The following is a 19,479-nucleotide window of genomic DNA, read 5'->3' as shown; positions in this document are numbered from 1 at the left end:
GGGTGGTTGGCGTGGTGTGGTCAGTGTTTCAGGAGGCTCCGACACTGTGGTCTTGTCGAACCCCCGGGGCCGGGTGGCTGGGCTGGTGAAGTCAGGTGGGCAAGGACCCCCGACACCGCCGCCCCCGGCCGGGGACGACAACCCGTACCCGCGCACCGGACCCCAGCCCCCGAACAGCACCGACACCACGAACCGGCAGCGTTCTGGCGTCTGCTACGTCCCCTCGGCAGGCTGTCCGGTCTATTGGCGCCGTGTCGCCGACCACTACATCTAGGTAGTTACAACGTCGTGATTCGTGTATATAGTGGTTGTCGCAGCTGGTTCGGCCTCTCAGCCAGAGGGGTCGCCGAGGGAGCGAGAGCTCTCAAGAGGGAACCCGGTGAGAATCCGGGACTGCCCCGCAGCGGTAAATGGGAACGACCTCCGTCATCAGCACTGGGACCAACGAACACGGTCCTGGGAAGCGGCGGACAGTAGGGATCTCGACAAGCTCGATCACCGAGTGGACAAGCTCGATCACCGAGTGGACAAGCTCGATCACCGATCGAAAGTTCGGTGACCGGGTGAGGACGAATTCGAAGCCGAGTTCGTGAGATGCGCCCATGAGTCCGAAGACCTGCCAGTGCTCCACCGCCATCGGTGGAGGTCCGCGACCTCGAGGGAAGGTCAGGGGATCGAAACGCACGGCAGAGTTCCCTGCCGACCCTGCGTCGTACCCCTGCATCCTCTCGGCGTCCGCGGACAGCGGACAGCAGCGGATTCACGAGGGGTGGACCAATGAGCACCGAGGCCAGCACCAGCATCACCGTCGTCAAGCGGGACGGCACCAGGGCGCCGTACGACGGCTATGAGATCGCCCGATCGATCGAGGAGGCCGCAGCGGGCCTCGACCACGAGGTCGCCCGCGCGACCCAGCTCCGCTCCGAGCTGGAGATCACGCTCTTCGACGGCATCACCAGCGAGCAGCTCGACGAGGCCGTCGTGCAGGTGGCGCTGCAGAACGTGAAGGACGACCCGGCCTACGACACCATCGCCTCGCGGCTCCTGGTGAAGAGCTTCTACAAGTCGATCTTCGGCGAGGGCGTCACCCGCGACGAGGTCTATGCCTTCCACGCCGAGGCATTCGTGGCGTACGTCGTCCGTGGCGTCGAGATCGGGCTGCTCGACTCCCGGCTCACCGAACTCTTCGACCTGCAGCGGCTCGGGGCGACGCTCGACCCCGACCGCGACGATCTGCTGCGTTACATCGGCGTGCAGACGATGCGCACGCGTTACATGCTGTCGGCCCCCGACGGTCGGCCGATGGAGATGCCACAGTTCTTCTGGATGCGAGTGGCGATGGGCCTTTCCCTCAACGAGGAGGACCCGACCGCTGCCGCACTCGGCTTCTACGATCGGATGTCGCGGCTGGAGTACCTCGCCGCCGGTTCGACCCTGGTCAACGCCGGTACGTCGTACGCCCAGCTCTCCAACTGCTTCGTGATGCAGATGGAGGACGACATCGAGCACATCGCCAAGTCGGTGCGCGATGTCATGTGGCTGACCAAGGGCACCGGCGGGATCGGCCTCTCCGTGACCAAGCTGCGCTCCGAGGGTTCGCCGATCAAGTCCAACAACACCTCCTCGACCGGACCGATCCCGTTCATGCACACGATCGACTCGACGCTGCGCGCGGTCAGTCGCGGTGGCAAGAAGTTCGGGGCGCTCTGCTTCTACATGGAGAACTGGCACCTCGACTTCCCGGCGTTCCTCGACCTGCGCCAGAACTCCGGCGACCCCTACCGACGCACCCGCACCGCCAACACCGCGGTGTGGATCTCGGACGAGTTCATGTTGCGGGTCGATCGAGACGATGCCTGGTATCTCTTCGACCCCGCCGAGGTGCCCGACCTGGTCGAACTCACCGGCCGCGCCTTCTCCGAGCGTTACGCGGAGTACGTCGCCGCTGCGGAGGCCGGGATGCTGCGGCACAAGAAGATCGGTGCCCGCGAGCAGTTCAAGTCGATCCTCGCCACGCTCCAGTCGACGTCGCACCCGTGGCTGACCTGGAAGGACACCATCAACACTCGGGCGCTCAACGACAACACCGGAACCATCCACCTCTCCAACCTGTGCACCGAGATCACGCTGCCGCAGGACCGGGAGAACGTCGCCGTGTGCAACCTCGCGTCGATCAATCTCTCCCGGCACATGACCGGCCGTCGCCAGCATGCGAAGGTCGACTGGGACCGGCTGGCGGAGTCGACCCGGTCGGCGGTGCGTCAACTCGACAACCTGATCGACATCACCATCAGCTCGGTGCCGGAGTCGGAGCACTCCAACGAACTCAACCGCGCGCTCGGGCTGGGCGTCATGGGCTTCACCGACATCGTGGAGCGGTTCGGATACTCCTACGCGTCGCCGGAGGCCTACGACCTCATCGACCGGTTGGTCGAGTTCGTGTCGTGGCACGCGATCGACGCCTCCGCCGACCTCGCTCGCGAGCGCGGCGTCTATCCCAACTTCGACGGTTCCGGCTGGAGCCGAGGGCTGGTGCCGGTGGACACCCTTGACCTGTTGGAGAAGGACCGCGGCGAGAAGGTGACCGTCGACCGGCGTACCCGTCTGGACTGGGACAGCCTTCGTGCGAAGGTGAAGGGCGGCATCCGGAACTCCACCCTGCTCGCGATCGCACCCACCGCGTCCATCGGTCTGGTCGCCGGCACCACCCCCGGCCTGGACCCGCAGTTCAGCCAGATCTTCAGCCGCTCCACCAGTTCCGGCAAGTTCCTCGAGGTCAACCGCAACCTCGTGACGGATCTGCGCGCCGCGGGGACCTGGGATGACGTTCGCGAGGATCTGCTGCGTCACCAAGGGGACCTCGCCAAGGTGGCCGCTGAGCGCGACGACGTGCCGGCGGAGCTCGTGGAGATCTACCAGACCTCCTTCCAGCTGCCCGGCCGTGCCTACCTCGAGGTCGCGGCCCGCGCCCAGAAGTGGATCGACCAGGCGATCAGTCGCAACATCTATCTCGCCGACCGGTCGGTGGCCAACATGGTTGACCTGTACGCCGAGGCGTGGCGGCTCGGCGTCAAGACCACCTACTACCTGCACATGATGCCGCGACACACTGCTGAGCAGTCGACGGTGAAGGTCAACAAGGCCGAGCAGTTGCGGTCCGCCGACGCCACGACCGGCGGTACGCGTCGCGGCTTCGGCGCAGCCAAGCGCGGCTTCGCGGCCGCCTCGCCGGTGGCCGAGCCTGTCTCGCCGGTGGTCGAGCCACTGTCTGCGGTGGTCGAGCCTGTCGAGACCAGCCTTGCCGAACCAGTAGTGCCCGCGGGCGTGCAGGAGCTGGACGTCGTCGAAGACGTGCAGTGTCCGATCGACCCCATGGAGCGATTGCAGTGCGACTCCTGCCAGTGACCCGCTCCTGACCCGATGGCGAGACCCGACGGTCGAGCTTGTCGAGACCGGCTGCAGAAGGTGGTCTCGACAGGCTCGACCTCCGGGTGGGCTCGACCTCCGGGGTGGGCTCGACCTCGGGTGGGCTCGACCTCCGGGGTGGGCTCGACCTCCGGGGTGGGCTGCCCTACGAACGATGACGACATCAGAAGGAAGGACGTGAACTGACATGCCGATTCTCGGCACCGGAATCGAGGAGGGTCTCCTCCTCAAGCCCGTCACCTACCCGTGGGCGATGGAGCTGTATGACCAGGCGGTCGCCAACACCTGGTTCCCCAACGAGATCCAGCTGGGGGAGGACCTGGGTGACTTCGAGCGGATGAGTGACGACGAACGTCGCGCGCTCACCTTCTTGATGAGCTACTTCAACCCCAACGAGTTGCTCGTCAACAAGGCCCTGGCCTTCGGCGTCTACCCCTACGTCAACGCGGCGGAGGCACACCTGTATCTCGCCAAGCAGATGTGGGAGGAGGCCAACCACTGCATGAGCTTCGAGTACGTGCTGGAGACGTTCCCGATCGATCGAGAGGCGGCGTACGCCTCGCACGTGACGGTGCCGTCGATGGCGGCGAAGGAGGAGTTCCAGGTCCGCTTCATCAAGCGGATGACCGAGCAGACACTCGACATCACGACCACCGCGGGCAAGCAGGACTTCGTCCGCAACCTGATCGCCTACAACGTGATCCTCGAAGGGATCTGGTTCTACTCCGGTTTCATGGTGGCGCTGAGCTTCCGGCAGCGAAACCTGTTGCGCAACTTCGGCTCGCTCATCGAGTGGATCGTGCGCGACGAGTCACTCCACCTGAAGTTCGGCATCAACCTGGTGCTGACGGTGCTCGAGGAGAACCCCGACATCGCCACGCCCGAGTTCGCTGACGAGATCCGCCAGATGGTCCTCGACGCAGTGGAGATGGAGGAGGCCTACAACCGGGACCTGTTGCCCGGTGGGATCCTCGGGCTCAACGCCGACTACATCAACCAGTACGTGAAGTACCTGGCCGACCGCCGGCTGGAGGAACTCGGCTTCGAGGCTCACTACCAGGTGGCGAACCCGGCCAAGTGGATGGCGACGGCCAACGACACCTTGCAGTTGGTCAACTTCTTCGAGTCGATCAACACCTCCTACGAGGTGAACGCGAAGCAGGGCTGAGGCCATGTCCTGCATGGGTTTCCTCACCCCGGGGCAACGCGCGGCCCTGGCGGCTTCCACCGCCGCCGGGCCGCCGCTGTCCAGCTTCGCCTCACCCCCGGCAAGCGAGGGCAAGGTACGACGGGTGCATGCGTTGGCGGCGTCGCCGAAGGCGGTGATCCGCGAGAGCGCGGCCCTCGCCCACCACGCTCCGCGCGAGGTGCTGGAGGTGTTGGCCGATGACGCCGAGGTCGGCGTGCGCAGGTGCGTGGCCCGCAACGAACACACCCCGGCGCCCGTGCTCCGGAAGCTGTCCCGCGACCCCGACCCGCTGGTTCGGGGGTGGGTGGCGGCCAATCCGACGGTTCCCGATGACCTGCTGGTCACGCTCGCCACGGACCCTGACCCCGGCGTCCGCGCTGTGGTGACCTGGGCGGAGGGCTGGCGGTGCTGATCGCCTTCGCCTTCACGGCGTTGGCTGGCGCGGCGACGGCGCTCGGCGGGTTGGCCGCCGTGCACCACCGGTTGCGCAGCGATGCCGGGTTGGCGGCAGCACTGGGATTCGCTGCTGGAGCGATGCTGCTCGTGTCGGCTGTCGAGATCATCCCCAAGGGAGCCGACGGACTCGCGTCTGCGTTCGGATCGAGATCGGCCTGGGGGACGACCCTGCTCCTGGTCGCGGCCGGTTCCGGGATCACGGCGGGGCTGCAACGGTGGGCCGGTGGTCGGCAGCGGGGAGAGACGCACGCCCACGGTCCTGGCGCGGAGCGGCAGCGGCTGCTGCGCAGCGGGGTGGTGGTGGCACTCGCGGTCAGCGCCCACAACCTGCCGGAGGGCCTGGCGACCTTCGTCGCGACGGTCGACGACCCCGCAGCCGGTGCGACGGTCGCCCTCGCCATCGCACTGCACAACGTGCCCGAGGGCATCGCGGTGGCCGCACCTCTCCACGGCGCCGGGGTCGGCCGAGGCAGGGCCGTCGCGGCTGCCGCACTCTCGGGGCTGGCCGAGCCGGTGGGCGCGGTGCTCGGCTACCTGCTGCTGATCGCACTGCTTCCCGCGGCCGCCCATGCGCTGGTGTTCGGCCTGGTCGCCGGCGTGATGCTGCACATCGCGGTCACCGAGCTGCTCCCGAGTGCCTGTCGGTTGGCCACCGTCCGCACGGCGGCGATGTCGTCAACGGCTGGCGCCGGCACCATGGCGTTGAGCCTGGGACTGTTGGGGCTCGCCTGACGTGATGCGGCTGTCACTGCAGCGCCGCGGTCAGCCGCATCACGTTGTCGACGTACTTGAGGGCGGGGAGCGTTGGTCCCACTCGTCGAGGGTCAGTGGCTTGCTGATCTCGCGGTAGCGGTCCTCCACCTGTCGCATGCTGGAGACGATGTCGCGGCCGAGCATCATGAGCGAGACCTCGTAGTTGAGGGCGAACGAGCGCATGTCCATGTTGCTCGAACCCACCACGGCCACGTCGTCGTCGATGGTGAAGTGCTTCGAGTGGAGGATGTACGGCGCGGGGTACTGGTGGATCTTCACTCCCGCTTCGAGCAGCGCCCGGTAGTAGGACGCCTGGGCGTGCCCGACCATGAACTGGTCGGACAGCTCGCTCACGAACAACTCCACGTCGACCCCTCGTTGTGCCGCGGTCGTCACCGCGTAGAGGAGCGACTCGTCGGGGACGAAGTAGGGGCTGGTCAGCGAGATGCGGTGTGACGCGTTGTAGATCAAGGTGGTGAACATCCGCAGGTTGTTCTCCGCGACATAGCCCGGACCGCTGGGCACGAGCTGGCAGGCGACGTCGCCCACCGTGCTCGACTCCCGTCGAGTCGGTGGGACCGGATCGGTGAGTACGGGCCGCCATGCATCGGCCTGCTCGGAGTTCGGCTTCTCGCCAGTCTCGGTGTACCAGTCGGCGGCGAAGACCGCATCGACCGAGGCCACGATCGGACCCTCCAGACGCACCATCAGCTCCACCCACTCCCGGCTGAGCTTGTGGTTCTTCGGCTTGTTGTAGCCGGGCTCGGTGAGATTGAGCGAACCGGTGAAGGCCACCCGTCCGTCGACGACGAGAAGCTTGCGGTGGTTGCGCAGGTCGGGACGTCGCCACCGACCCTTCAACGGCATGATCGGAAGCATCGGGTACCACTCGATCCCGGTCTCGGCCAACCGATGCGTGAACTCCTTGTAGACCGGCAACCCGCGCGAGCCGAGGTGGTCGAAGAGCAGCCGCACCTCCACGCCCCGCTCGGCGGCGCGCGCCATCGCCGCGAAGAGCGGATCAGTGACCTCGTCCCAGGCCGAGATGTAGAACTCCACGTGCACGAAGGCCTCGGCCCGGTCCACCTCCTGCGCCATCGCGGTGATCGTGCCGCGGTAGTCGGCCATCAGCTCGACGCCGTTCCCGAGCTTCAGGGGGAGCGCCCCCAGGGTGTGGTTGAGCTCGACGACACTGGACACGTACGTCGGTGCGCCCGCCAGCGCTGCCGTGTCTGCGGCTGGATCGGTGAACTCGCCCAGCTGCTCCGCGACCTGCTGCTTCGCCCGTACTTGGCGGGCGTGCCGCTTGCGTCCGAGGTTGGTGCGTCCGAGCAACAGGAAGATGGTGAAACCGATGAAGGGCTCGATCAGGATCAGCAGGAGCCATGCCATCCCGGAGGAAGGTTTGCGGTTGCCGGGGATCACGCCCAACGCCACGATGCGAAGGATGATCTGGAGGGCCACGACGGTCCACGTGAGCACGTAGGACCAGTCGATGCCGCTCATGCGTGCACCGCAGTTGCGGCGAGGGCCGTCGCTGGGGTGAAGCGGTCCGGATGCAGGAGTGCTGCCAGGGTCTCGACCCCGTCGACGATGCGCGGGCCGGGGCGAGCGAAGGAAGCGTTGGAGTCGACGGCCCACACCGGGATGCCCGGGAACCGGGGTGCGGCCTGCCTGGCCAACTCGGTCGCGTTGTCGAGGTCATAGCCGCACGGGGCGCAGACCACCACGTCGGGGCGGGACGCGGTCACCTGATCCCAGCTGACGCGGACGGACTTCTCACCCGTGGCGCCGAGGACGGCGATGCCGCCGGCCAGTTCGACCATCTCGGGGATCCAGTGTCCCGGTGCGTACGGCGGGTCGGTCCATTCCAGCACCAGCACCCGGGGGCGCGGGGCGCCGGCAACGGCATGGGTGACCGTCTCCAGACGCTGCCGCAACGAGTCCACCCAAGCCTGTGCGGCGGCGTACCTGCCGGTGCGCTTGCCGAGCACGATCACGGAGTCGAGCACTTCCGCGACCGTGTGGGGGTCGAAGGTGAGGACGTCGGCACTGCAACCCAGGTAGCCGAGCGCCTGGTCGACGGCGGCGACGTCGATGGCGCAGACGGCGCACAGGTCCTGGGTGACGACGAGGTCGGCGTCGAGCTCGGCCAGTGCGTCCGCCTGCAGGTGATAGAGATCCTCGCCGCGGCGTACGGCGGCCGAGACGAAGTCATCGATCTCGCGCGGACTCAGCCCGTCGGGAAGTGCGGAGGTGGAGACGATCCGCCGGCTTCGTGCCTCGGCCGGATGGTCGCACTCGAAGGTCACGCCGACGACGTCGTCCCCGGCGCCGAGTCCGAAGAGGATCTCGGTGGTGGACGGGAGCAGGGAGACCACGCGCATGGGACGAGCGTAGGAGGTAGGCCTCCTCGAGAGGGGGATTGCGTGGGAGGCGGGGTGGGCGCCGCAGGGAGGCGGTAGCCTGTGGGCGACAACTTCACATGTGTCCAGATCAGGGGAAGCCGGTCGAAATCCGGCGCTGACGCGCAACCGTGGTCCGTCGAGCAGTCGACGGAGAGTCGGGAGGCCTGCCTGGGCAGCAACACCGCCACTACTCGCTGTCGCGATCGCAGGGTAGGGACTTCCTGCTCTCTCGGCGGGTTCCCTCGCCCAGCCATTGCAGCCGGAAGGGAACCATGAAACCGCCCGTCAAGGGTCTACGCGCACTCGCGCTGGCCCCACTCCTCGCCGTCCTGGCCCTCCTCGTCGGGTTCGCCCCGGCGTTGGTCGCCAGCACCGCACACGCAGCTCCTGTCGCTGCTTCCGACGACGCACTCGTCGCCAAGTTCCGGGAGATGCAGGCCGCAACCGGCCAGTACATCCTGGACAACTACGAACCGTCCGGCCTCGGCCTCGAGTGGAAGGCGCTCGGCCTTGCCCGCAACAACACTCCGGGTGCCGAGGAGTGGCTCAGCACCTACTACGAGAACCTCGTCGACGACGTGGTCGCGAAGGACGGCAAGCTGGGTGCGGCGACCGAGTTCGAGCGAGTGATCCTCGCCGTCACGGCGATCGGTGAGGATCCTTCGGACGTGGGCGGTCACAACCTGCTCGAAGGTCTCGCCGACCTGGACACGATGCGGTTGCCCAACCAGCGGATCTTCGGGCTCCTCGCGCTGGACTCCAACAACTACGAGATCCCCGTGGTCGAGGGTGTGGTCAACCCGACCACGCGGCAAGCCCTGGTCGACCTCACGCTCGCAGCAGAGATCAACGGGGGCGGGTGGGCGTTCTTCGGCAGCACCCCTGACCCGGACATGACGGGCATGACGATGCAGGCACTGGCGCCCTACAAGGACCAGCCGGCAGTCGCTGCGGCGCTGGAGCGCGGTGTGACCGTGCTTGCGAACATCCAGAAGGACAGCGGCGCCTTCGCCAGCTTCGGCGAGAGCGTCGAGAGCACCGTCCAGGCGATCGCGGCATTGACCCCGCTCGGGATCGACCCGGCGACGGACCCGCGGTTCGTCAAGAGCGGCGGCAGCGCGGCAGCGGCAGTCACCAACTTCTACATCGACGGTGGCGGCTTCTGGTACAACCAGCCCTCGACGAACCGGAACAGCATGTCCACGGAGCAGGGCTTCTACGGGATTGCCGACTACCTGCGCCTCGTGGACGGTCGAAACAGCCTCTATGACATGACCGACGTGGGGGAGGTGCCCCCGACGACCCCCACGCCCACTCCGGCCAAGGTCGCCGGCACCGTGAAGGTGGAGGTCAAGAAGGCACAGGTGAAGCGGGGCAAGAAGGCCGTGTTCAAGGTCAAGGTGACGGCTGCGGGGGTGAAGCCGACCGGCAACGTTCGGGTGGTGTTCGCCGGCAGGAAGGTCACCGCAAGGCTCAACGCCAACGGCGCGACCAAGGTCAAGGTCAAGGTCACGAAGGCGGTCAAGCCGGGCAAGAAGGCCGTCAAGGTGAAGTACCTCGGTGACGCCCAGGTCAAGAAGGCGGTCACGAAGACCAAGAAGGTGGTCAAGGTCAAGAAGTGACCTGAGCCCTGGAAGACGACGGCCCGGCAGCTGCTGCTGCCGGGCCGTCGCTCTCCGTGGACGGGGATCCCGGGACGGAGAGGGTCCTCATGTGCCGTCGAGCGCTCGTTCCATCTCGAGGCAGAGCTCGCCGACGCATTCGTCGAGGGTCTGTCCCGTGGCCTGCCGCAGCAGACCCAGGGACAACTCGGCAACGAGCAGCGCGCCCCCGGCCAGCTCCTGTTCATCGGAGAAGGACGCCATGAGGGTGCGGGTGCCGTTGGCATCGCCGCGGCCCCGGGCTGCGATGACCCCGGCGACTCGTTGGGCCGCAGCCACCACCGGCACGAGCTGGGCGGCGCGCTGTTCGGCCGTCACAGGATCAAGCCCGGTGTCTGGGTGCGTGCCTTCTCGAAGCGTGCCTGCACGTCGGCCCAGTTGACCACGTTCCACCACTCCTTGACGAAGGTCGCCTTGTCGTTCTTGTACTGGAGGTAGTAGGCGTGCTCCCACATGTCGAGCATCAGCAGCGGGACCATGCAGATCGGGACGTTTCCCTGGTGGTCGAAGTGCTGGATGATGTAGGGCCGCTGGGCCACCATGTCCCAGGTCAGCACCGACCAACCGGACCCCTGGACGCTGAGCGCATTGGCCTCGAAGTGGGCGCGGAACTTGTCGAAGCCCCCGAAGTACTCCTCGATGACCTGGGCAAGCTCGCCGGTCGGCTTGTCACCGCCGTCCGGGCTCATGTTGGGCCAGAACACCGAATGGTTGACATGCCCGCCGAGGTGGAAGGCCAGGTTCTTCTCCAGCGTCGACAGGCTGCCGAACGACTCGGCCTCGCGGGCCTCGGCAAGTTGCTCGACGGCGGTGTTGATGCCCTTGACGTAGGTCGCGTGGTGCTTGTCGTGGTGCAACTCCATGATCGCGCCCGAGATGTAGGGCTCGAGCGCGGCGTAGTCGTAGGGAAGGTCGGGAAGGTTGTAGTCAGCCATGGGTCTCCTCGGCGTCGGCGTCACGGCCAATCCTTATTGCAAACAATTTGCAATAAGGATTGGCGGCGGTCGAAGTCCGCTGGTGGCAGTGGGATAAGGTCCGCAGCAGGTCGCGCTCCCGCGCGGCCTGCTGTACCAGTTGCACCCGTGGTGGGGGAAGCCGGTGAGAATCCGGCGCTGTCCCGCAGCCGTGAGCAGCACGAGATCGGGATCGTGCTGCGAGTCGGATTACCTGTCACGGGTTGTCTGGCTCGGTCCTGTCGTGGAAAACGGGAAAGTGGCCTGAACGAGACCTTCGTTCGCCATGGTGCCCTGTCGCTCGGGTGGCGAAGGGTCTCATGTCGAGTGACATGGTTTCTTCTTCGCTTGTCGTCTCTCCACGCACGTTGCAACAAGGAGAGAACACATGGGTACGACGCCCATCCAACACCCCCGCAGACGGGGGACTGCGCTGCTGTTCAGCGCATTGACGAGCCTCGCGTTGGTGCTGGGGCTGACTTCGCCGGCTTCTGCTGACGAGGCACCTGGTGACATCCACGTCTATGTCACCTTCGAGGGGTACAACCTCGGTCAGGGTCACTACATCGAGCCCGTGAAGCTCACGGTGCCTGCCGGTGAGACGGCAGCGCAGGTGACGGAGGCCGTCCTCGACGAGGCCGGGCACGACTACGCCGACCCGGGGGATGCGACCGGCGGTGGCTGGTACCTCTCGAAGGTGGCCGGCTTCGACACCGGCACGGTGAACGTCCCCAGCTACATCACCGACCAGCCCGACTTCACGCTGACCGAGGAGAACGGCGACGGTTATCTCGGTGAGTTCGACTACTCGGTGATGTCCGGCTGGATGTACACGGTCGACAACGTCATGGCCCCGGTCGGAGCAGGCGCCTACGAGCTCGATGACGGAGATGTGATCCGCTGGCAGTTCACCATGCATGGCTACGGCTGTGACACCGGCGCAGTCGACGGTTGCTGGGGTGGGGACCCCTACTTCACGATGGCGGACAAGTCGGAGCTGATCCGAACCCTCGCCGATCCCGATCCGGCGACCGCGACCGACGACGAGATCGAAGCTGGACTCGACGTCGCCATCGACCCGCTGGCCACCAACGCCCAGGTCGACGCTGCGATCGCGGCGCTCAATGAGGCCGAGGCGGTCGTGGAATCCGGCCCATGGACGACAGTGGACACGCCCGCCCAAGGCCAGTTCCTGAACAGGATGCAGCGAGCGTTGAGGAACGACTTCGGTCAGAGCGCCGGCAACTACGACTACAGCGTGCTCGAGAAGCTCCGGGTGATCGGCACGCTGAACAGCCAGGACTGGGCCGACCTGCGCAACCCCGCGTACGCGGGCGCCAGCATCCAGGAGCTCGACCTGTCCGGAGTCGTCGATGGGACGGCGTACGCGCTCAGCGGGATGACCGCGCTCACCGACGTGAGCCTTCCGCCGGTTGCGTCCTTCACCCTGGCCAACCCGTTCCAGGGCAACACCAGCCTCCGCAACCTCGTGGTCGCGGCCGAGACCTACGCGTTCGGTTCCGCCACGACGTTCGCCGGCATCACGACGCTGGAACGCATCACGTTCCTGCACTCGACCAAGCCGTCGATGAACGCAGCGACCTTCACCGGCTCCAACAACGCCGACCCGGAGAACCGCACGGTCACGGCCGTCGTTCCGGACCAGGCCAGGGGTGACTACGACAAGACGACCTTCACCTCCTACTTCGTCGACGTCGTCGAGACCCCGAGCGAGGCGGATCTCAGCGAACTTCGGTCGGTGATCAACGAGGCCAACGCGATCAGCGAAGCCACCGTGGCGGCGCCCTTCCGCTGGACCCTGCTCCAGGCCGCGATCACCGCGGCCGCCGCGGTCGAGGGCAACCCTGCTTCGACGGGTGCTGAGGTCCATCGGGCACGCCTGGTCCTGCAGACAGCGATCAGCAGGGTGGGCTTCGACGGCCTCGGCCTCTCCGTGAAGGTCACCAAGGGGGCCGACCTCACGTTGTCGTGGAAGAACGGGACGGCCCAGCACTATGCGGAGTTCATGTCGTACCCGGTTGCCAAGGTCGACCAGTTCTCCGATGCCGACCACGACGTCTACGTCCCGACGACACCGGTTGCCTACACCTCGCAGAAGATCGCCTCGGCACTGATCGAGGGCGAGACCGACAAGGTCGTCAAGATCTTCACCGTCGCTGCGGCCTCGTCGGAAGCCCAGTACACGCTGAACCTCACCCCATTGGAAGGGCGCGAGGACACCTCGCTGTCGATCCCCGGCCTGGGCGCAGGAGACCCACGGAATCTCTACACCAACCTGGACGACACCGGTGTGGTCAACCTGGAGGTGGGCGAGCACTTCGATCTCGACACGTTCCGCACCTCGCAGGCGCAGCTCGACCAGGTCAACAACCTGTTCATCGAGCCCGACTACACCTTCGACGTTGCGGGGAACAGCATCACCGCGCGCGAGATCGGTGCCGAGGGGCGTCGACAGTTGCGCATCCGTGCCGAGCAGCCGGGGGTCAGCGTCGTCAAGGTCACCTATGACCCGCTGCGCTACCTTGCCGCGAACGACAACGGCACGCCCGGCAGCACGAACTGGTCGTTCAACGGCATCGAGAAGCAGAACACTGGTCTGGTCGTCGTGAAGGTCGGCGGCGCAGACGCGTCGTTCGACACCGGGATCGACGTCCGCAACGAGCTCGACACCTTCTACTTCGACAGGACCGTCGGGTCCCGCCCGTTCGGCTTCACGCCGGCGGCAGGCACGTCCGTGAGGGTGCACGATCCGCTCAACGTCACGGCGTGGGGCGACGGCTGGAAGACCTATCAGCCCGCGGAGGACGGCGAGTTCACCGTCACGCTCAAGGCCGGCCGCAACGTGATCGAGCTGACGAACGACGGTGAGACCACCTACCACGTCGTCAGGGCCAAGGGCATCGACGTCTCGATCGAGAACTCCTCCCGGCCCGGCGAGGCGTTCGAGCCCGGCGACGTCGCGAGGATCAGCATGGTCGGGGTCGAAGGGGGCATCGAGAAGCTGGGCGGCATCTACAACCCTGCCTTCATGGCCGGGACGAAGCCGAAGCTGACCTACTCCGACGGCAGCACCTCGATCACCAGCAACGAAGGTGGTCAGTACACGAGCGTCACCACGACCTATGCGCTCGACTACACCTTCAGCGGCGACGCCGACACGACGCTGAATGGGCACCTCTCGATCGGCGGACTGGGTTCGGAGTGGCCCTACCACCGCGAGATCCCGTTGGAGGGCAAACCGGCCAACCTCAATGCCGTGGCGATCGGGCCCTACGACCTGGGTGGGATGCCGCCCGTCTACGTGTACGGCGACCAGGTGACCACTCGCCCGGGTAGTGAGCCGGTCGACAAGTCCGCACTGCAGGCGGCGCTCGCCGAGGTGGACCAGCTCGAGGCCAGTGACTACACGGTTGACAGTTGGGCGGCGTTGCAGGCCGCAGTCGCCGTGGCGACGACCGTGGCAGCGGACGATGACGCCACCCAGGACGAGGTGGACGCCTCGGTGCAGGGAGTCGCCGACGCGGTGGCCCAGTTGGTCGAGGTCGCTGACCTTGTCGTGACCTCGCTGAAGGCCACGGCTCCCCAGGTCGTCTACGGCAGGGCCGGCAACGTCACGGTCACGGTCGAGGCGGAGTCCGGACAGGAGAAGCCTTCCGGCACGGTCTCGACGGAGGTTGCCGGCAACACCCTCACGGGGACGCTGGCGGACAGCGTGGCGAACCTGGAGCTCCCGGCGAAGTCCCTCAAGCCGGGTACGTCGTCCCTGACGATCGCCTACGCCGGCGTCAGCGACCAGTTCGCTTCCTCCTCGACGGCGGTCTCGGTCAAGGTCGTCAAGACGACCGCGAAGGTGACCGTGAAGCCCGTCAAGAAGCAGGTGAAGCGTGGCAAGAGGATTGGCTTCAAGGTCGAGGTGACCGCTCCTGGCACGGACATCATCCCCACCGGCAAGGTCAGGGTGAAGTTCCTGGGCAGGACGGCCACCGTGAAGCTCAATGCCAAGGGCGTGGCCAAGGTGAAGCTGGCCGTGAAGAAGAAGGCGAAGTCGGGGAAGCGGGCGGTCAAGGCCGCCTACCTGGCCGACACCTTCGTGAAGAAGGCTAAGCAGAAGACCGGCAAGGTGGTGTTGGTCCAGAAGTGACCTGAACCGACGTGTCACACGACGGCCCGGCAGCCTGGCTGCCGGGCCGTCGTCCGCGTCGTGCAGCGCCGCCGGTTGATTTGGCGCCCCGGCCACGCAGCCGCACAATGGTGGCGGGCCCTTGTGCCCCATCAGAACTGAACATTCTCCTGTGGTGTCCAAAGCCGGTGTGAATCCGGCGCTGACCCGCAACCGTGAGTCGTGCGTGAACCGCCGACGAGTCGGACTGGCCCCGGGAGGCAGACACATCAGCCGTCGTGGAGAACGGGTGGATGGAAGCGACGCGGCAGGCGTCGCGACTCTCCTCCCGTGCGGGAGTGGGAGAAGATGAAGCAGACATTGGCCAGTCGCCGACGGGCCTCGGGCCTGGCGCTCACTGCAGTGCTCGCCCTGATGCTCGGGTTGCTGAGCAGCGCGCCCGCGTCGGCCGACCCGACCGGCAGTGGCTGGCGTGAGGGTTGGTGCAAGCAGGGTGAGGGCCTGACCGTCGTGGTCGACTTCGGGGACGGTTCCGAGCGCGGCTGGGAGGCCCGCTGCAAGATCGGCGGCACGCTTGCCAGTGATGGCCAAGCCACCCGCAAGAGTGCCCTTGAGGCGGTCGGCTACGAGGTGACGATCACCAATCAGATGGTCTCCCACATCGACGGGATCGGCGACGAACTCAGCCCGTGGTGGCGGTTCACGACGTCGCAGATGGCCGCTGGATGGCTTTCGGAGCCTTTCGAGGTGCCGGCCGCGGCCACCAACTGGTTCCAGGGCGCGTGCCTGAGCGAAGCGGGATGCGCTCCGCGGGTCCCGCCGCAGTTCGAGCCCGGCTCGGTCGACCCCGGCCCGACGGATCCGGGTCCCACCGACCCGACCCCCACCGACCCGACCACCAAGGCGACCAGCAAGCCGAAGACGAACTGGGTCCGCAAGCCCACCACCAAGAAGGCCGGCACGGTCCGGGTCACGGTGCCCCGGGTCGCCGGCCGCCCGAAGGCCAGCGGCAAGGTCGTGGTCGTGCTCAAGAACGGCAAGAAGACCAAGCGGGTGCAGGCGAAGTTGCCGGCCGGCAGGGTCAAGGTGAAGGTGCAGTTGCCCAAGGTTGCGAAGGGCAACTGGAAGCTGGTCGTCAGGTACAAGGGTGACAGGTCCTACCGGGCGACGAAGTCCACGAAGACGATCAAGGTCAAGAAGTAGAGACACCACAGGAAGGGCGTCACGTGGGTCTCGGGCACCAGCATCGAGTGCCGCGTCGACGGAGGTTCGCAGCCCTCGTCGGTGCGGTGCTGTTGTGCTGCCTCGCGCCTCCACTTCCGGCAGGTGCGGTCGGCGGGACGCAGCGCGCCTTGTGCGACGGCTACGCGCCGAGTGACCCGGATCAGTACGGGTGTCAGGTGTCGGAGCAGAACCAGGTCACCAGGATCAACCTCGGGGAACCGCTCACTGCCATCGCCTACGGCAACATCGGCGTGGACGCGTCGACACAGGCCTATCTCGTCGAGTTCAACGCTGAAGGTGCCATCACGGCGCTCGTCCCGGCAGCGCAGGGCGCCACTGCCACGACTCGCGTTCTCCCCAGTGACGACTCCGTGGGCCGGGCCCGGGACATGCAGCTCAACGTGCGCCAGCCGGAGGGCAACCCGTCAGGTGGGTGGCTCTTCATCGGCCTCACCGACGACACCGGCATCGACCTCCGGCATCGGATCGGCACCCTGATCGAGTTCGGCGGCAAGACGCTCCACCTGTACGGCGACGGTTACACCCAGTTCAAGCCGGTGGACGAAGTGCTGCACCTCGACGTCATGGGCCACGTCTCGGGCGAGGGCTACTGGGTCCAGTACCGGGATCCGTCCGAAGGCGCCGACTGGATGGACCTGCCAGGCCACAGCGAGGCCGACTCCCAGCGGCTCACGGGCTCGCCGAAGCAACGCCAGCAGATCACCTACACGCTGCCCAGCGGCCTCTTCGAGATCGGCAGGGAGTACGAGTTCCGGATCAACTCCACGCTCAACCGGCTGGGCGGCGACCAGCGCTTCGTCGAGTGGGACGTCACGCCGTCCCTCGCGCCTGAGCGCGAGGACAAGGGCAAGGATTTCAACCGTGACCTTGCTCCCGGCATACCCGACCCCGATCCAGATCCCACGGACGACCCCGATCCCACCGACGACCCGAAGCCCACTCAGGATCCGGATCCGACGGCCGATCCCACGAAACAGCCCGACGACGGCACGGACGACCGCGGTGACGCTCCGCCGCCGTCGACCACCAGCGACTCGGCGGCGCCCGCTCCCCAAGGAGGTGCCGGCGCGCCGAAGCAGCCGCAGAAGCCGAAGAAGTCGCCGGACGTGGACGCCTCGCAGACCTCACCCGCCGGCTCGGTCTGGGGGCAGGAACCGAACCCGGGCACGGCGGACGACCGGGCCCTGCAAGCCGATGGCGGAGTTTCGCGCAGCCTCGGTCTCTTCGGGCTGCTGCTCCTCCTCGCCCCTGCGGGTTGGTGGTTGATGGCGCGTCGGCGAGCAGCGAGTGACGTGGGAGAGCGGCTGACGTGACCCCTCGATTCCGAGGTTCCGCGCAACCTCTTGCCCGCCTGCTGCTGGGACTGCTCGTGGCCTGCCCACTGGCGATCGCCGGAGCAGTGGCAGCCCAGGCTGCTCCCTCGACGCCTTCGACTCCCTCGTCCCAGACCGGCGACCTCTGTGGCGGGTCCGTTCCGTGCTCGGTCCAGGCCGACCCCACCTGGTTGGAGGGGATGCCGGCCGAGGTCGCGGTGACCGGGACTCCCGACGTCACCGTCGGCGTCCGTGCCTTCCGCGTGGAGCCCACCGCTGTCGGCGTCAAGTTCACGGAGTTCGGTCCCGTGGTCGAGGTGACCACCGACGGCAACGGCTTCGGCCGTGCGGATCTCGAGCTCCCGGTGCTCGAGGACGACGAGTCGGGTGGGCCGCTCCTGATGGCCCTCGACGACAGCGTCGGCCCCGACCTGACGGTCGTGCTCGGCACCTGGATCACGCTTGCATCCCGGCGGCCGGTGCTCCTCGGCGACGGCTACGGAACCGCCAAACCGGTTGGCGTCGACCTCGACCTCCAGGTGACGGCGGCGGTGCCGGGCACGGGCTTCGACGTCGAGATCGAACGCAACGGTCAGTGGGAGTCGGCGGGCGCCGGCAGCCAGTCCTGCGCGGACGCCGCGACTCCCTGCAGCATCGGCTACCAAGTGCCGCGGGGCCTGGAGTCGCGCAGGCATGCAGCACGCCTGGTCAACACCGCCAGCGGCACTCCGGTCGCCACGTGGCAGGTGCTGCCCAGCGACGAGGGAAGCCGGCCGCCCGGGAACCGTTGCCCGCGATGCCCAGCATCGGCACCGCCGTCCCCGGAACGGTCACCGGCTCCAGCGTGGCCGTGCCCCGGCCGCGTTCGCAGGACCTGGACACCCCCGACATCGCCGCCGACGTGGAGGGCGCCGCCACCGGCAGCCCGAAGGGACACACTCCCGCCGCTGTCCGTCGGACGGCCCTGGGCCTCGCCGGTCTGGCAGCGCTCGTGGCACTCGTCGGGGTGGTCCGCGGCGCGACGCGGGGCAGGGCGGTACGCCGTGGCTGAGGTCAGGCTCGCCGTCCCGGCCGAGCGGTTCACCGCGTTGCCGTGGCTGCTGTGGGCCGGCGTGATGGGGCTGGTCGTCACCTCCACGACCAATGCGCTGCTGTTGGCGGCGGTTGCCGTCGGCTGCTGGGTGACCGCAGGGTCGTGGCAGGTCCGCGTGCCGTGGTCACCCGCCTCGTCGTACCCCTGTCGCTGACGCTGGCTGCGATCTGGACGTTGCTCGGCGCGGGCATCCACCGCGATGGGATGGGTGGCCAGGTCGTCTGGTTCCTCCCTGGGTGGTCCACCGACACCAGTGGTGAGTTCGGTGGTGCGGTCACCACCGGCCAACTGCACTTCGCGGCGGCCCGCGGCGCGCAAGCGCTTGCCGTGGTGGCGATCCTCGTCGTGCTCCTCCAGGTCGTCTCCGCTCACGGTTGGTTGCGGTTGGCCGTGGTCATGTGGGGCCGAGCCGCGCGGGCGTTCGGACCGATGTTCTGCCTGGGTGAGGCGTACGCCGCCGAGCGGGCGGACAGCGCGGCAGGCTCGCCGTTCCGGTTTCCCCAGTCCCGGGGCGACGGCGCGTGCCGGAGACCTGGCCGAATCGGGCCCGCTACCGTCGCCGACGACTGGTTCGCACACCACGACGCTCGAGGATCCGGCGCCCGGGCCATCATCGGGTTCGTCCTCGCACTCGGGCTCTGCCTGTGGTGGGCGACCGCCGCGATCGACCCGGACGGATGGCCCGGCGTGTCGGGCACGGAGCGCACGCTGATCGCCCTCGCTGCCTTCCTGCTCGTCGGCCTGCTGCTCCGCGGTGCCGCACTGCCCCGGCTGACGACGGGTGACCTGGTGCCGGTCATTCGCTGCGCTCGCCGTCGCGGTCTGCTGGTTGGTCCGTGAG

At 67.3% G+C, this 19,479-nt stretch carries 14 protein-coding genes and 3 riboswitches; of the genes, 10 read left to right on the top strand and 4 right to left on the bottom strand.

The genetic code is table 11. The features are described from left to right. The first annotated feature begins 300 nt into the window (after positions 1 to 300). Positions 301 to 638, top strand: a riboswitch (cobalamin riboswitch). Positions 639 to 777: 139 nt separating this feature from the next. The 4 genes from L1066_RS10590 (at position 778) to L1066_RS10575 (ending at position 5,803) form a co-directional block, all read left to right on the top strand. After that, entirely contained in the window at positions 778 to 3,405 is a 2,628-nt protein-coding gene (locus L1066_RS10590) for a ribonucleoside-diphosphate reductase subunit alpha (RefSeq protein WP_235736292.1), read from the top strand. Between the two features lie 208 nt (positions 3,406 to 3,613). Beyond that, complete coding sequence (locus tag L1066_RS10585) at positions 3,614 to 4,594, top strand: ribonucleotide-diphosphate reductase subunit beta (protein ID WP_235736291.1); 981 nt, start codon at positions 3,614 to 3,616, stop codon at positions 4,592 to 4,594. 13 nt (positions 4,595 to 4,607) lie between these two features. Next, the gene (locus L1066_RS10580; RefSeq protein WP_235736290.1) at positions 4,608 to 5,027 is read left to right on the top strand and encodes a HEAT repeat domain-containing protein; all 420 of its coding nucleotides are present in this window, start codon (positions 4,608 to 4,610) and stop codon (positions 5,025 to 5,027) included. Next, positions 5,021 to 5,803, top strand: coding sequence for a ZIP family metal transporter (locus L1066_RS10575; RefSeq protein ID WP_235736289.1), 783 nt, complete (start codon positions 5,021 to 5,023; stop codon positions 5,801 to 5,803). Before L1066_RS10580 ends, L1066_RS10575 begins: the two co-directional genes overlap by 7 nt. Before the next feature lie 39 nt (positions 5,804 to 5,842). On the opposite strand, the gene cls is transcribed toward L1066_RS10575, so the two are convergent. Next, positions 5,843 to 7,330: a cardiolipin synthase gene (gene cls, locus L1066_RS10570; protein ID WP_235736288.1), complete on the bottom strand. Its 1,488-nt coding sequence runs from the start codon at positions 7,328 to 7,330 to the stop codon at positions 5,843 to 5,845. After that, on the bottom strand, positions 7,327 to 8,211 hold the full coding sequence (locus L1066_RS10565; RefSeq protein ID WP_235736287.1) for a cobalamin-binding protein: 885 nt from the start codon (positions 8,209 to 8,211) through the stop codon (positions 7,327 to 7,329). The genes cls and L1066_RS10565 overlap by 4 nt, the downstream gene beginning before the upstream one ends. Positions 8,212 to 8,300: 89 nt before the next feature. Continuing rightward, positions 8,301 to 8,418: riboswitch (cobalamin riboswitch) on the top strand. An 86-nt stretch (positions 8,419 to 8,504) separates the two neighbouring features. On the opposite strand from L1066_RS10565, the gene L1066_RS10560 reads away from it, so the two are divergent. Next, positions 8,505 to 9,854: a prenyltransferase/squalene oxidase repeat-containing protein gene (locus L1066_RS10560; protein ID WP_235736286.1), complete on the top strand. Its 1,350-nt coding sequence runs from the start codon at positions 8,505 to 8,507 to the stop codon at positions 9,852 to 9,854. A gap of 87 nt (positions 9,855 to 9,941) precedes the next feature. On the opposite strand, the gene L1066_RS10555 is transcribed toward L1066_RS10560, so the two are convergent. Further along, the gene (locus L1066_RS10555) at positions 9,942 to 10,211 is read right to left on the bottom strand and encodes a hypothetical protein (protein WP_235736285.1); all 270 of its coding nucleotides are present in this window, start codon (positions 10,209 to 10,211) and stop codon (positions 9,942 to 9,944) included. Next, positions 10,208 to 10,828 carry a superoxide dismutase gene (locus L1066_RS10550; protein ID WP_235736284.1) on the bottom strand — a complete coding sequence of 207 codons (621 nt, stop codon included), beginning with the start codon at positions 10,826 to 10,828 and terminating at the stop codon, positions 10,208 to 10,210. Before L1066_RS10550 ends, L1066_RS10555 begins: the two co-directional genes overlap by 4 nt. A 131-nt stretch (positions 10,829 to 10,959) precedes the next feature. Continuing rightward, positions 10,960 to 11,082: riboswitch (cobalamin riboswitch) on the top strand. Between the two features lie 152 nt (positions 11,083 to 11,234). On the opposite strand from L1066_RS10550, the gene L1066_RS10545 reads away from it, so the two are divergent. The 5 genes from L1066_RS10545 to L1066_RS10525 all read left to right on the top strand — a co-directional run bounded on the left by L1066_RS10545 (position 11,235) and on the right by L1066_RS10525 (position 19,478). Continuing rightward, positions 11,235 to 15,008 (top strand): DUF4430 domain-containing protein, encoded by a 3,774-nt coding sequence (locus L1066_RS10545; protein ID WP_235736283.1) that lies wholly within the window; start codon positions 11,235 to 11,237, stop codon positions 15,006 to 15,008. Positions 15,009 to 15,317: 309 nt separating this feature from the next. Further along, positions 15,318 to 16,190 carry a hypothetical protein gene (locus L1066_RS10540; RefSeq protein ID WP_235736282.1) on the top strand — a complete coding sequence of 291 codons (873 nt, stop codon included), beginning with the start codon at positions 15,318 to 15,320 and terminating at the stop codon, positions 16,188 to 16,190. 197 nt (positions 16,191 to 16,387) lie between these two features. Next, a complete protein-coding gene (locus tag L1066_RS10535) occupies positions 16,388 to 17,545 on the top strand; it encodes a hypothetical protein (RefSeq protein WP_235736281.1) in 1,158 nt (385 codons plus the stop codon). Next, positions 17,542 to 18,792: a hypothetical protein gene (locus tag L1066_RS10530; protein WP_235736280.1), complete on the top strand. Its 1,251-nt coding sequence runs from the start codon at positions 17,542 to 17,544 to the stop codon at positions 18,790 to 18,792. Before L1066_RS10535 ends, L1066_RS10530 begins: the two co-directional genes overlap by 4 nt. Continuing rightward, a complete protein-coding gene (locus tag L1066_RS10525; protein ID WP_235736279.1) occupies positions 18,759 to 19,478 on the top strand; it encodes a hypothetical protein in 720 nt (239 codons plus the stop codon). The genes L1066_RS10530 and L1066_RS10525 overlap by 34 nt, the downstream gene beginning before the upstream one ends. Position 19,479 lies beyond the last annotated feature (1 nt).

Origin of the sequence: Nocardioides alcanivorans (genome assembly GCF_021555175.1) — a bacterium.
In the GTDB taxonomy this organism is placed as follows: Bacteria; Actinomycetota; Actinomycetes; order Propionibacteriales; family Nocardioidaceae; genus Nocardioides; species Nocardioides alcanivorans.
The sequence above is the reverse complement of the archived record's forward strand: the minus strand, read 5'-3'. Positions and strand labels throughout refer to the sequence as shown.